Raw genomic sequence first — 12361 nt, 5'->3', positions numbered from 1 at the left:
CTACCTGCGTTTTCCCCGTCGGGCGGCGGCGATCGCAGCTTCAACCCAGCTATGCAGCAGACCCAAATCGTCGTAGACGGCGGGGGGCAGTTGGTAGTACGACATGGCCACCGTCTTGCCGTTGCGGTCGTACCCAAACGGCCCCATACCCGCCTCGGTAAATTGCTCCAGGTTGCCCGCGTCGGCCTTGAAATATAGCGTTTCGTGGGCAATTAGGGCAAACATAATGCCCTCGCAGTACAGCCCATGCCAAACATAGCGCGGGCGGTCACCGGAGCCACCTGGTTGAGGTGGCTGACCACAGCTGTCTTAAAAGCCCTCGCCGCCGCTTTGGAATCAACCATAAAAGAGCTGCTCGATCGGGCCTACTCCTGATTTTGCTCTGCGCTCAGCAGGATTTGGTAGACAAAAATCTGCTTCAGGGCCGCCGTCTTTTGCGGCTGCTGGTTAGCCGAGGCGTGGATATCTGCCGCCAGCAGTACGCTGCCGGCAACCAGGGTTAAGACGATGCCCACATTGCGGAGAATGAGGCAGGTGGGAAGGCAGCGATTTTTCATGGGGGCAACCGTAGCAGTACCAGATACCAAGACCGATAGCCGGATACCTTCATTATTAAAAGCGTCTGGCGAATTTTCTGTGTAACGAAAAAGGTTTTACAAAAGTTACCGGAAGTTAACCCGGTATTCGACAAAACCCCGGCCCTGGTTATTGACGTCGGTTGACCCGCCAATGCTCCAGCGATCGCTAATGCGATAGCGAGCCGTGAGGGCAAGCGGCTGGTTTTGGTTCAGCACCTGTACCAGGGTGGCGGAGAGATTTTCGGAAATGCCCACCGTAGCTCCCACTCCAAAGCCCAGGGTGTCTTTGCTGGCGGTGGGCAGCACCGTGGTGCCAATCAGCCGCAGGCGGCGCAGGCCCAGGGAGCGGGCGATCGCATCTTGACTGTCGGCGGTAAAGGCGGCCAGCAGATTAGACCCCAACGCCAAACCCGGTTCTGCCCCGCCCAACCCAGCTAGGGAACCGCCGGTCACCATGCCCAACAGCTGATCTTGGGAATAGGGGGGATTGCTGGTGAGGGTCAGGCCGTTGACCAGACGGCTAGCCTGCCCATGCACTCGCGCCTCAATTTGCAGCTCGTCGAGAATTGTGGAGGCAGCCAGGCGATTGAGATCCGGAATTTCAGCCGCGCCCGTGGTGGAGTTGAGGGTGTTAATGCTGTACTGCCGCTGGAGGGGCACGGTTGCCTCTAAGACCAGATCGAGATGGGGATCGAGAGGGTCTTCGGGTCTAAAGCGCACCACGTTTTCACGACCCGACGCCAGAAAAAATTCGGCGGTGATGGTGTTGATCCAGCCATCGGTCAGGTAAATCGCCCCGTCGGCCGAGACTTCCGGCACCGAGCCGCTGAGGGCCACATCCCCCGTTAGACCCAGGGATAAGATCGGCAGCGCCTTGACCCGCGCTGAGTCGAGGCTCACCCGCAGGTTGTTGAACTGTACCGGCAATAGCGGGCTGACCTGGGCAAACCTGTCTCTGAAATTGCCCAGGCTGGTGGGATTGCTCAATACCTCTCTAGCCCGTGCGGTAAGCTCGCGCCCTACGGCCACCTGGGTATTTTGCAGCTGCACCTGACCGCCAATGGTGGGGGCTAACAGAGCCCGGGTGAGGGACAGTTCGCCGTTGACCCGGCTGCGCACCTCATTGGCGTAGTTGAAATTGATATCGGCCAGGGCCAGGCTCAAACCGGCGTCCGTAGCGGCGGCATCCTGGGGAATGAGGGGGAGCTGCCCTGCCAGGGTAAAGCTGCCGTCAAACAGGCTGCCGGTGAGTGACTCGACCCGCACCTGGGTGCCCTGGAGCTGAATCGCCCCGGTGAGATCGTCGAGGGAGGCCCCTAGCCACGGGCTGACAAAGCTGGCGTCATCAAAGGCAATGAGCCCCGACATCAGGGGGCGGCGGGGCGTGCCCCCCAGGCGCAGATCAACCGTGGCGCTACCGCCCCCCCAGGCCAGAGCGGGGGTGAACAGGTTCACCAGGGAGAGGGCGTCGTCTTTGAGGGTGGCCTCAAGGCTCATTTGGTCGCTGGCGGGCCGCACCGCCATAAATGGCAGCGCATAGGGAATGGTGCCCGCGAAGGTAAGTGGTTCTGGCGCTGAGCCGACGACTCGACCCTCAACGTTGAGAACGGCATCTTGGTACTCAAACCCGCTGCTGATTTCGGTGAGGGGCTGCCGGTTGACGCTGGCCTCGGCCACCGCCAACTGGCCGACCAGATCGGGGTTGGTGTAGGGGCCGGTGAGGTGAGCGTTGAGGTTGAGCAAGCCGGTAACTTCCACAGGGCTTTCGAGCAGGGTGGCGGCGGCGGTGAGGGGTAGTGTTCCGGCAGCGATAGCCAGATCAGAATTCTGCGGCGATAGATCGCCGACCAGGCTGAGGCGGGTGTCTCCAGCCCGGAACTCAACCGGGTCGAGGGAAAGTACCCGATCGCGCAGCTGCCCCCGCGCCAAAAACCGGTTGTCAAAGTCGTAGCGGCCCCAGGCCCAGTTTTGGCCGGTGAACTCAAAGTCGGCGGCGAGGCCCTCAGTCTGGGATGCTTTGACGCCCAGGGTGCCCGCCACGCGCCCTTCGAGCTGGTCGAGGGCGGGGAGCAGAGCGGTGGCTCGTTGATCTGCGCGTTCTTCCTCCATTTCTCTCAGCACCTGGGCCAGCTCGGCCTGGTCGAGCAGCGGTGCGTCGGCATCCCCCACCGAACTTACGCTCAGGTCCTCAGCGCGGCCCAGCTTAAGAGGGTTCAACAGGCGACCAACGTCGGCGTAGCTGTAGAGACTCAGCACCCGCAGGATGTCTTGAAAATCGGCGGCGGCGGTGGTGATTTCGGCCTGGCCCTGCCACTGGGGAAACAGCCGCCCGGTGCCAGTGACCAGAAACTCGGTGTTGGGACTGAGCTGGAGTGAGCCGCCCGTGAGCAGGGCTAGGCCATCGCGGTATAGCAGATTGCCGGTGAGGCGATCGCCCCCCATAGTCCCCAAAGCGGGGCGATCGAGGGCAAACTGAACCACCGCCGCTGGGTTAGTCAAGGCCGTCAAATCAATCTGGGCCGTTGCGTTGAGCAATCCGCCCAGCTGTCCTAAGTCAGGACGAGGGATAGGGCGTAGCCCCACAGCGGTCAGGTCAAAGTTCTGAATTTTCATATCCAGACTGTTGCCCCGCCGCTGGCCGCTGGCGATAAAATCTCCGCTGGCCAGCCGAAAGGCGTTGGGTCTGAGGTCAGGGGCGAGGCTGGCAGAGATCTCTGCATTCTGCCCCCGCATGTTGACGGTGACCCCAGTGCTACGGGAAGCCTGCACTGGCCCCACAACGGCTTCTACCAGGGTGAACGCATTCATTCCCACCTGGCGCAGTCCCACGGTGCCCGCTAAACGCGGATCGTCCAGACTGCCGCGCAGGGTGCCGTCAAAGGCGAGGGTGCCTCGGGGGCGCAGCCATTGGGGGCCATCGACCAGGCCGTAGGCAGCGCCCAGGTTAATGTCTGAAAGGCGAGCCGCCAGGTTGATATTGCTGATCTGAGGTAGCCTTTGCTGGGGCAAAAAGCGAATATCGACGGCCCCCTGGGCAGAGAGGTTGGGGGTGGTGGCTTCAGCAATGTCTAACCTCTGACCCGTCCAGGCAAAGCGAGTGCTGAGGGAGCCAGGCAGTACCTGATCGACCCCGGCCAGATTTATACGGGGAACATCCATCGCCGCTAGATTTAACGGCACCGCGTGGGAAAAGCGGGCCTGGCCCTGGGCGCGAATACTCTCTGGGTTCAACGCGGTGAGCGATCCCGACGCCTGGAGGTTGGTATCTAGCGTGCCTCGGAGCTGGGGCGATACCAGACCGAGAGCTAGGGTGTCGCCCGCTAGGGTGGCCTGCCAGTTGCGGCGGTTGAGGTCGGCGATCGCCCTCGCTTGCAGTTTCCCTGCCCCGACTTCAAAAACGGCCTCTTCGGCGGTAATCAGGCGATCGCTGTAGGCTAACCGTCCTCGCCCCGGAAAAGTGGACTGGGGCAGTTGCCAGGTGGCCTCTCCCTGAAGATTTGCCAGGGAGCCAGACAGCCTTGCTTCGGCTAGCAGCGGCCCCAGTCGCCAGGTTTTGGGCAGGGCCAGGCCGTAGAGAGCCGCCAGTCCATCGAGGGGCAGATCGGTCTGGGCCGTCAGCTCTAGATCGGGGGAAGGTGAGGGGGCTGTGGCCAGCCGTTGACGGTTGCGATTCCTGTAGAGATCCTGTAGGGCTCCGTTGAATAGGGCTTTACCTTGAGCGGTGATTGTGCCGCCCGTTGCGGGGCGCAGAGTGGCCTGGTGCAGGGTCGCGCCATCGAGGGTGGCCCCAAACTGGGCCGCAATGGTCTCAAAACCCAAGCGATCGATCTGCACGGTTCCCAGGTTGGCCAAACGGCCCGCTACCTGGGGTAGTTTCAGCGGCCCGGTCACCTGGGTTTCGACCTGAAACTGTCCCGCCGCCTGTACCGGCAGCGGTTGGGCAAAAGCCTCGGCCATCTGGGCCAGACTCACTTCGGGAATGGTGATGGCCATGTCGTGGCCTTGGCGAGCATCTACACTGCCTGCGGCCTTGACCAAAATAGGGCCAAACTTGAGGGAGCTATTCTCTAGGCTGCCGCCTACCCCGTTGAGCAGCAGGGTGCCGTTGATGTCTTGCAGAGCCGAGGGCAAATCGCTGAGCACGATATCGCCGTCGCGCAGCCGGGCGGTGCCCCTAACGGTGAGGGGGGCGTCGGCTTCGGGGCGATATTTGAGGTCGAGGTTAGACGATAGCTGGCCGCTGCGCACAAACAGCCCCCCGCCCAGCAGCGGGTTCACCGACTCGATGGGCAGCTGCTGGGCCTGGATGGCCAGATTCACCTGGCGGGTGTCGATTTGCCCTTCACCGCGAATTTGAAAGGCTCCGGTGTTGAGCCGCCCGCCCACCACCATCGACATGGTTTGGTTGTCGGGGCCGCTAAAGCGCACCCGCAGGTTGACGTTTTCGAGCAGCACCAAGGTGGCGCTAGAAACGCCCTCCGGCAGTTCGACAATCGAGGTGCGCGACAGGGGGCCGATCGCCAGGTTGGCATTGCGAATCTGGATGCTGCGCAGCTCGGTTCTAAAGAGTCCGTCTTCGCCCACCGACTGGGGCGGCTGAAACCGCCATTCGCCATCGAATCCCTGCTTGAGGGATACCTGGGGGTCGATAAAAATCAGACTGGGCCGCAGGGTGCGGGTGAATAGGAGTTCTAACGGGTTGAAATTGACTTCGAGGGACTGCGATCGCACCCAAGAAAAATCGTCTTCGGTGGGGGGCACAATCGACGGCCCCAAGCGCACCCCGGTGGGGCTAAAGCGCTCAAATTCGCCCACTTTGATGGGGCGACCCAGGGCATCGCTGAGGTTGCGCTGCAAAAACTGGGGCAGCTCGCGCCGGGCCAGGGCGTAACCCCACCAGCAGAAGCTGATTCCACCTAGGGCTAGCCCGCTGCCCACCAGGGCCAGCGCCCTCAGCCACCGCCGCCGGGGGGAAGGATCGGGAGGATCTAAATCTGGTGAAGACCCATGAGTCATGGCGGAATTGTGGGTTCCGTTATCGCCCTAGCCCAGAGCCAAAGCGAGAATGTCATCACTCTACAGCAAGGGCCAAAGTTTGAATATTACGAGGGCTACAAGGGCGGATTAATGCAGCGGCGGGTCTACCCGGCTCCCGGCTCCTGTATTCTTAAACTCCTGGTCTTCTGGATACCCAAACAGAGTTCATGCTAGGTCTAGCGATTCATACCTGCGGCCCCGACCTGGGGCTGGCCCTAAGCAATTTTGACGGCGAAACCCGCCACCAGACCTGGCCCCTGGGGCGCGATCTGTCCACCCAGCTACACACCATTCTGATGGCGTTTATTGCGCCCTATAGCTGGACGGATTTCTCATTTTTGGCGGTGGCCCAGGGGCCGGGAGGGTTTACGGGCACCCGCATTGGGGTGGTGACGGCGCGCACGCTGGCTCAGCAGCTAGAGATCCCGCTGTATGGGGTGTCGAGCCTAGCGGCGATCGCCCAACAGGCCCTAGACGAATCCCCGATTGGGTCTTTTTCAAATATTGCTGTAGAGATGCAGGCTCGGCGAGAGCAGTTATTCACCGCCATCTATACACCGACCGCTAACGGCCTGGAGGCATCCCACCCCGACCAGGTGCTCACGGCAGAGGCTTGGGAGCAGGCGCTGTCCCAGTATCCCCAGCCGTTTCACCGAGTGGTAGCGGGGGATGACCTGGCGGCGACGGTGGTGCAAGTGCTGAAATTGGCTGATCTGCGCTGGCAGGGAGGCGATCGCCCCGATTGGTCGTCGGTCATGCCCTACTACGGCCAGCACCCGGTAAATCTGTAAGCACCTGTGAGCAGTAGCTGAGGTATAGCTCCACGCAGATTCTTGACAGGTGGTTCGGCTACACTGGGCAGCAACGCCTTTGGCAGTCATCTCTTCACCGTCAAGGGCTAGACCGATCGCCCCCTTCAGGTCTATTGCCGTGGCCAAACCGATTATTTTCACCGTCGATGACGACCCCGATGTGCTGCAAGCGATCGCCCGCGACCTGCGGCGGCACTACGGCGAACACTACCGCGTTATGCGGGCCAGCTCGGGGGCGATCGCCTTCGAAGCCCTGCAACAGGTTGTCCAGCGCGGCGACCCGGTGGCGCTGCTGCTAGTCGATCAGCGCATGCCCGAGATGAGCGGCGTGGAATTTCTAGAGCAGGCGATCGAGCTGGTGCCCGACGTCAAGCGGGCCTTGCTCACCGCCTACAGCGACACCGATGCCGCCATTCGCGCCATCAACGAGGTCGGCCTCGACTACTACCTGATGAAGCCCTGGGATCCGCCGGAGGAGCAGCTGTACCCAGTGGTGGATGATCTGCTGGCCGACTGGCAGGCCAACTTTCGGCCCCCGTTTGAGGGCATTCGGGTAGTGGGCGATCGCTGGAATCCCCAGAGCCACGAGATCAAAGACTTTCTGGCCCGCAACCAGATCCCCTACCGCTGGCTGGATGTGGAGCGCAGCGAAGAGGCCCGCACCCTGGCGGGCTGCGTGACCCAAGCCAAACTACCCCTGGTGCTGTTCCCCGACGGGGAACCCCTGCGCCAGCCCAGCACCACAGAACTGGCGACGCGCATTGGCCTGCAAATCACGGCGGCCAAGCCCTTCTATGACCTGGTGATTGTCGGGGGCGGCCCCGCTGGGCTGGCGGCGGCGGTCTACGGTGCCTCCGAAGGGCTGCACACGGTGCTGATCGAGCGCGAGGCTCCCGGTGGCCAGGCGGGCACCAGCTCCCGCATTGAAAACTACCTGGGCTTTCCGGTGGGGCTGAGCGGCGGCGACCTGGCCCGCCGCGCCGTCACCCAAGCCCGCCGCTTTGGGGTCGAAATTCTCACCCCTCAGTCGGTGCAGTCCCTGCGAACCAACAACGACTACCGACTGCTCACCCTCAGCGACGGCAGCGAAATCAGCACCCAGGCGGTAATTTTGGCCCTGGGGGTCGCGTGGCGGCGACTCGATACGCCGGGGCTGGAGCAGTTTGCCGGGGCAGGGGTCTACTACGGCGCGGCCCAAACCGAAGCCCTGGCCTGCGAAGGAGAAGACGTCTACATCATCGGCGGAGCGAATTCGGCAGGGCAGGCGGCAATGAACTTCGCTAAGTACGCCAAGTCGGTGACGATGCTGGTGCGGGGCGACTCGCTAACCAAGAGCATGTCGCAATACCTAATCGACCAGATCGCCGCGACACCCAACATCACAGTGCAAACCCACACCAGCGTGATCGAAGCCAAGGGCGGGACGCAGCTAGAGGCGCTAGTGCTGCAAAACGCCATCACCGGAGCCACCGAAACCGTGCCCGCCCGGTCGCTGTTTATCTTTATTGGGGCCACTCCCCACACCGATTGGCTGGAGGATCTGGTACAGCGGGATGGGCGGGGCTACCTGCTCACCGGGCCAGACTTGGCCAGTACAGGAGTGCCGCCCCACCAGGTGTGGTCCCAAGAACGGCCCCCCTTTCTGCTGGAAACTAGTCTGCCCGGCGTGTTTGCGGTGGGTGACGTGCGCTGCGGGTCGATCAAGCGGGTGGCCTCTGGCGTGGGCGAAGGGTCGATCTGCGTGCAGTTTGTTCACCAGTATTTGGGGGCGGTGCGATGAGCGCGTCAGCACTGTGTTTGGAACATTTACAGGCGATCGAGCCCTTTAACCACCTGCCTCAGGAACGGCTGGAATGGGTGTGCGATCGCGCCACCTCCCTTCAGCTCTCCAAGGGCGATTACCTGGTTAAAGAAGGCGACCTCACCACCACGATCTACGTTATTGTCTCCGGTCGCCTCGGTGTTACTCGCCAGAGTGAGGGCATTGCTATGCCCATTGGCCAGCACGAAGGCTCCGGCTATATCGGCGAAATTCCGGTGCTTACCGATGAGCCTGCCCCGGTGACGCTGCAAGCGATGTCAGACTGCGAGATCCATGCGATCACCGGGGCCGACTTTCTCACCCTGCTGCACGAGTGCCGCGAGTTTGAGCGCGTAGTGTTTCGCCTGATGCAGCAGCGGGTGCGGGGGCTGGAGTCGTTTTTGCGCGGGCGCGAAAAAATGGCGGCTCTGGGTACGCTGTCGGCGGGGTTGGCCCACGAGCTGAATAACCCAGCGGCGGCGCTGGTGCGATCGCTCAGCGAGGTGGTGCCCGCCATTCGCGAGCTAGAGAAAATGAACATGCTCTACGGCCAGCAGCAGCCCGCCGAAGCCGATATCCAACGGTGGCAGCAGGTACGCGACGCGGGCTACGACACCATTCTCAAGGGCGGGGCCAATGCGGCAACAATGAGCGATCGCGAAGAGGAACTGCTCGACTGGCTCGAAGACTACGGCGTAGCCCAAGCCTGGAAGCTCGCCGAACCTCTGGCCCTGGCGGGTATTGATATCCCCACGCTAGAAAAGTTAACGGCTCCCTGGCGCGACAACCCCACCCAGCTGCGCGACATGGGTATTCGCTGGCTGGCCCTCTCCTTTGAAATGATGTCGATGATTCAGAGTGGACAGCACGGGGCCGAGCGCATCGCCACCCTGGTCAAATCGATGAAGTCTTACAGCTATATGGATCAGGGCGCACGGCAGATGGTTGACCTGCATCAGGGGCTGGAAGATACCCTGCGACTGTTTGCCTTCAAGCTGAAGCAGGGGATTAAGGTGGAGCGCGACTACGATGCCACCCTGCCCAAGCTAATGGCCCACGGCAGCGAACTAAACCAGGTGTGGACGAATTTGATCGACAATGCGATCGACGCGATGGGTGAAAAGGGGACGCTTACCCTGCGCACCTGCCATTTCCAGGGCGATGCTCGGGTAGAAATTACCGATACCGGGCCGGGCATTCCACCCGAGATTAAGTCGCGGATTTATGAGCCGTTTTTCACCACTAAAGGGGTGGGCAAAGGTTCGGGGCTGGGTCTCGAAACGGTGCTTCGTATTGTCGAAAACCGCCACCACGGCACCATTTCTGTGGAGTCTGCACCGGGGCATACCTGCTTTGCAGTCTGCCTACCCCTGGGCAAAGCAGAAGCATCCTAGCTCTCGCGGGAATTTGAGCGCTTGTCGCTCACAGCAGGTTTAGCTACGTACCACACGTACCCAATCGGCTATGGCAAGATGACCGTGAAGACCTATGGCAAATACTCAACGTGTCGAATCCTAAAACCCTACTGATTACCGGTGCATCCTCAGGTATCGGTGCCGCCACTGCCCGACAGGCGGCAGCGCAAAACTTCAACCTTGTCTTAGCTGCCCGCTCAACTGAGAAGCTGGATCAATTGGCGAAAGAGCTGGGTACCGATAACGTTCGGACTTTTGCCTGTGATGTCACTGATTATGCGGCTCAAGAAAAGTTAGTAGCTAATGCTGTAGAGGCGTTTGGCAGTCTAGATGCGGTGTTTGCCAATGCTGGTTGTGGCGGTGAGCCGGGTGGGTTTTCGGGCGCTCCTGTCGAGTCTTGGCAGCGCATTGTCAACACCAATATTTTGGGCGTTGCTTACACGCTACGGGCTAGCCTAGCAGAACTAAAGAAAGCCAAAGGTCACGTCATTATTACTGGCTCGATCGCAGGGCGTACAGTGCTGAAAGGTTCCATGTATTCAGTCTCGAAATGGGCTGTCTCAGCGATCGGCTATAACCTGCGAGAGGAGATGCGAGGCACGGGGGTGCGTGTCACGCTGATTGAACCAGGGATGGTGGATACCCCATTCTTTGATGACCCAAAGCCCGATGCTCTGCGTCCCGATGATGTGGCTCGGACGGTTCTCTTTGCGCTCTCGCAACCTCCCAATGTTGATATTGGTGAACTTGTGGTTTTGCCAACACCACCTGCTGAAGGGTAATTGACAAATTTCGAGATCTGGAGAACTAGCTATGAGCTTAACAATTTCAGATGATTTGGTAAAAGCCAGCGGCTTATCAGAGCGAGAGCTATTTTTAGAAATCGTGCTGATGTTGTTTCGACAGGAGAAAATCAGCTTGGGAAAAGCTAGCGAATTAATGGGCTTGCACCGAATGCAGTTTCAAAAATTGCTAGCCGATCGGGACATCTGTGTTCATTACGATGTCGCTGAGTTTCAAGAAGATCTCAAAGCCTTATAAGAAATAAAGTACTTGTGGTAATTGTAAGCAATACCTCACCAATCTCAAATTTGGCAAAGGTCAGTCAACTCGGCTTAATGCAGCAAGTTTATGGAAGGATTTTGATTCCACGGGCAGTGCATGAGGAATTGCTAGATCCAGGGGCTGGCGCAACTGTAATCGCGGCAGTTCAGTCAGCAGATTGGCTGGAGGTTCTTTCAGTTAAAAATCAAGAGTTGGTTAGCGAGCTAAGAACGCGAGTCAATATTGGTGAGGCTGAAGCGATCGCGCTTGCTGTCGAGGTACAAGCGCCTCGATTAATAATCGATGAACGGCTTGGCAGGCAAGCTGCAAGCAATTTGGGTATAAAGGTCATTGGAGCGTTAGGAATTCTTCTATTGGCAAAACGCCGAAAGTTAATTATAGATGTTAGGCCTATTATGGATAACTTGATTAATCAAGCTAACTTTCGCATCAGCCAGCAACTATATGCAGATGTTCTAGATGCCGCGAATGAATAAGATAAAAATTGATTAAAGTTCAATGCATCAGCCTAAAATGAACAGCCTTAACAGTCAGGTTGTGTGCAGATGAATGCCTTAAACATCAATCAAAGGTTCTCGCTTCACTACCGCACGCAGTGCTAGGCCTTACTGATCTATTTTTTGAGACCAAGCCTTGACATCATACTCCAATGTTTTAAAGTTAATGGTATATTCTAAATTCGTAGGGTAATCACTACCAACCTGTTCAAAAATGTCAATTACGCTCTGTAGTTTTACAAGGTATAAAGCCTTATTTCTCTCCTTGTCAGAACTGATAAAAATGCCATTTAAACGATAGTTTTCATCAAATAAAACCTCAAAAATATAACTATGTATAAACTGATGACAGAAAAATATTAGCTTCTTTTGAATTTTATGCCCACTATTGAGGTTGTAAAGTTTTTCTATTTTGTTTTTATTGATAAGGGTTACTGGCTCACCCATCCATTCATAAGAAAGTGCTTCTAAACTCTGATTTGCAACTGCATCTGACAACTTTTTCGATTCAATCAATTTTCGAATCGAGTAAAACCCGAGCATCATGTCTTGCTCAAGTCGAGCAAACGACGCTTCTGGCCACCGTTTCTGAAGCATTCTGGAGCGAAGACTATTGGCCTGCTTTAAGAGATCGTTTTTCCAAAATCTAGACTCATAAATCATTAATTTAACGCTCAAATATATTCATCTTTTTAGTCCTTGCTTAGATTTGCAAATCACATTGCTTTGAAAATAATTCTAAAATTTCAATTTTATTGATTGATAACAATAGTAGATTTGGGGGCATATTTTATCAGCATGACTTTGTTAGATTGCTCAATAAATGGATAAATTACTTGCAATCTAAACAGCCTATAAGGGGTAGATATGCATTAGATAACCTGAATAATAAACTTTTCATGGATGGATAGGCAGAATTATTCTATCTAAATGTTTGCCACGGCATCGTGTCATCCTCAATCCTCACGGTTGACGGGGAGCTTTTGTACCAGTACACTCATTCACTAAGCCGTTTGAGTAGAACGGTGGCCACACAGAACTCGAAAACTTTGGCGCTGCCTGCCGGTGGTGGAACACCGACAGACAGTTGCCTAAGCGAAGGGGTTACCCCCTCCGCTCGGCTTCAAAACCGTGCGTGAGACTTTCACCTCACACG

Annotated in this window: 12 protein-coding genes; 7 read left to right on the top strand and 5 right to left on the bottom strand. The window is 57.8% G+C overall.

Annotated features, from left to right (window positions below):
• From VB780_RS07005 to VB780_RS06990, 4 genes are all read right to left on the bottom strand, one after another.
• The gene (locus VB780_RS07005; RefSeq protein WP_323350418.1) at nucleotides 1-225 is read right to left on the bottom strand and encodes a TfoX/Sxy family protein; all 225 of its coding nucleotides are present in this window, start codon (nucleotides 223-225) and stop codon (nucleotides 1-3) included.
• The gene (locus VB780_RS07000) at nucleotides 213-344 is read right to left on the bottom strand and encodes a hypothetical protein (RefSeq protein WP_323350417.1); all 132 of its coding nucleotides are present in this window, start codon (nucleotides 342-344) and stop codon (nucleotides 213-215) included. Before VB780_RS07000 ends, VB780_RS07005 begins: the two co-directional genes overlap by 13 nt.
• Nucleotides 345-365: 21 nt before the next feature.
• Nucleotides 366-557 (bottom strand): hypothetical protein, encoded by a 192-nt coding sequence (locus VB780_RS06995; protein WP_323350416.1) that lies wholly within the window; start codon nucleotides 555-557, stop codon nucleotides 366-368.
• 105 nt (nucleotides 558-662) lie between these two features.
• The gene (locus VB780_RS06990) at nucleotides 663-5594 is read right to left on the bottom strand and encodes a translocation/assembly module TamB domain-containing protein (RefSeq protein WP_323350415.1); all 4932 of its coding nucleotides are present in this window, start codon (nucleotides 5592-5594) and stop codon (nucleotides 663-665) included.
• Between VB780_RS06990 and VB780_RS06985 the strand changes: the two genes are divergently transcribed.
• From VB780_RS06985 to VB780_RS06955, 7 genes are all read left to right on the top strand, one after another.
• Nucleotides 5586-5789 (top strand): hypothetical protein, encoded by a 204-nt coding sequence (locus VB780_RS06985; RefSeq protein WP_323350414.1) that lies wholly within the window; start codon nucleotides 5586-5588, stop codon nucleotides 5787-5789. The genes VB780_RS06990 and VB780_RS06985 overlap by 9 nt on opposite strands.
• Complete coding sequence (gene tsaB, locus VB780_RS06980; RefSeq protein ID WP_323350413.1) at nucleotides 5783-6406, top strand: tRNA (adenosine(37)-N6)-threonylcarbamoyltransferase complex dimerization subunit type 1 TsaB; 624 nt, start codon at nucleotides 5783-5785, stop codon at nucleotides 6404-6406. Before VB780_RS06985 ends, tsaB begins: the two co-directional genes overlap by 7 nt.
• Before the next feature lie 139 nt (nucleotides 6407-6545).
• A complete protein-coding gene (locus tag VB780_RS06975) occupies nucleotides 6546-8207 on the top strand; it encodes an FAD-dependent oxidoreductase (protein WP_323350412.1) in 1662 nt (553 codons plus the stop codon).
• Nucleotides 8204-9622 (top strand): sensor histidine kinase, encoded by a 1419-nt coding sequence (locus VB780_RS06970; RefSeq protein ID WP_323350411.1) that lies wholly within the window; start codon nucleotides 8204-8206, stop codon nucleotides 9620-9622. Before VB780_RS06975 ends, VB780_RS06970 begins: the two co-directional genes overlap by 4 nt.
• A 110-nt stretch (nucleotides 9623-9732) precedes the next feature.
• On the top strand, nucleotides 9733-10425 hold the full coding sequence (locus tag VB780_RS06965; RefSeq protein ID WP_323350410.1) for an SDR family oxidoreductase: 693 nt from the start codon (nucleotides 9733-9735) through the stop codon (nucleotides 10423-10425).
• Between the two features lie 31 nt (nucleotides 10426-10456).
• On the top strand, nucleotides 10457-10684 hold the full coding sequence (locus VB780_RS06960) for a UPF0175 family protein (RefSeq protein WP_323350409.1): 228 nt from the start codon (nucleotides 10457-10459) through the stop codon (nucleotides 10682-10684).
• A gap of 14 nt (nucleotides 10685-10698) precedes the next feature.
• Nucleotides 10699-11184 (top strand): DUF3368 domain-containing protein, encoded by a 486-nt coding sequence (locus VB780_RS06955; protein WP_323350408.1) that lies wholly within the window; start codon nucleotides 10699-10701, stop codon nucleotides 11182-11184.
• A gap of 129 nt (nucleotides 11185-11313) precedes the next feature.
• Here the strand turns inward: VB780_RS06955 and VB780_RS06950 are convergent, their stop codons facing one another.
• Complete coding sequence (locus VB780_RS06950) at nucleotides 11314-11883, bottom strand: hypothetical protein (RefSeq protein ID WP_323350407.1); 570 nt, start codon at nucleotides 11881-11883, stop codon at nucleotides 11314-11316.
• Between the last annotated feature and the right edge of the window lie 478 nt (nucleotides 11884-12361).

It is taken from the genome of Leptolyngbya sp. CCNP1308 (assembly GCF_034932455.1).
In the GTDB taxonomy this organism is placed as follows: domain Bacteria; phylum Cyanobacteriota; class Cyanobacteriia; order Phormidesmidales; family Phormidesmidaceae; genus Nodosilinea.
The sequence above is the reverse complement of the archived record's forward strand: the minus strand, read 5'-3'. Positions and strand labels throughout refer to the sequence as shown.

Bases quoted from the DNA above. Each gene is read 5' to 3' on its own strand.
- VB780_RS06995 (WP_323350416.1), bottom strand. From the start codon at position 557: ATGAAAAATCGCTGCCTTCCCACCTGCCTCATTCTCCGCAATGTGGGC.
- VB780_RS06970 (WP_323350411.1), top strand. From the start codon at position 8,204: ATGAGCGCGTCAGCACTGTGTTTGGAACATTTACAGGCGATCGAGCCC.
- VB780_RS06985 (WP_323350414.1), top strand. From the start codon at position 5,586: ATGAGTCATGGCGGAATTGTGGGTTCCGTTATCGCCCTAGCCCAGAGC.
- VB780_RS06960 (WP_323350409.1), top strand. From the start codon at position 10,457: ATGAGCTTAACAATTTCAGATGATTTGGTAAAAGCCAGCGGCTTATCA.
- VB780_RS06990 (WP_323350415.1), bottom strand. From the start codon at position 5,594: ATGACTCATGGGTCTTCACCAGATTTAGATCCTCCCGATCCTTCCCCC.
- VB780_RS07005 (WP_323350418.1), bottom strand. From the start codon at position 225: ATGTTTGCCCTAATTGCCCACGAAACGCTATATTTCAAGGCCGACGCG.
- tsaB (WP_323350413.1), top strand. From the start codon at position 5,783: ATGCTAGGTCTAGCGATTCATACCTGCGGCCCCGACCTGGGGCTGGCC.
- VB780_RS07000 (WP_323350417.1), bottom strand. From the start codon at position 344: ATGGTTGATTCCAAAGCGGCGGCGAGGGCTTTTAAGACAGCTGTGGTC.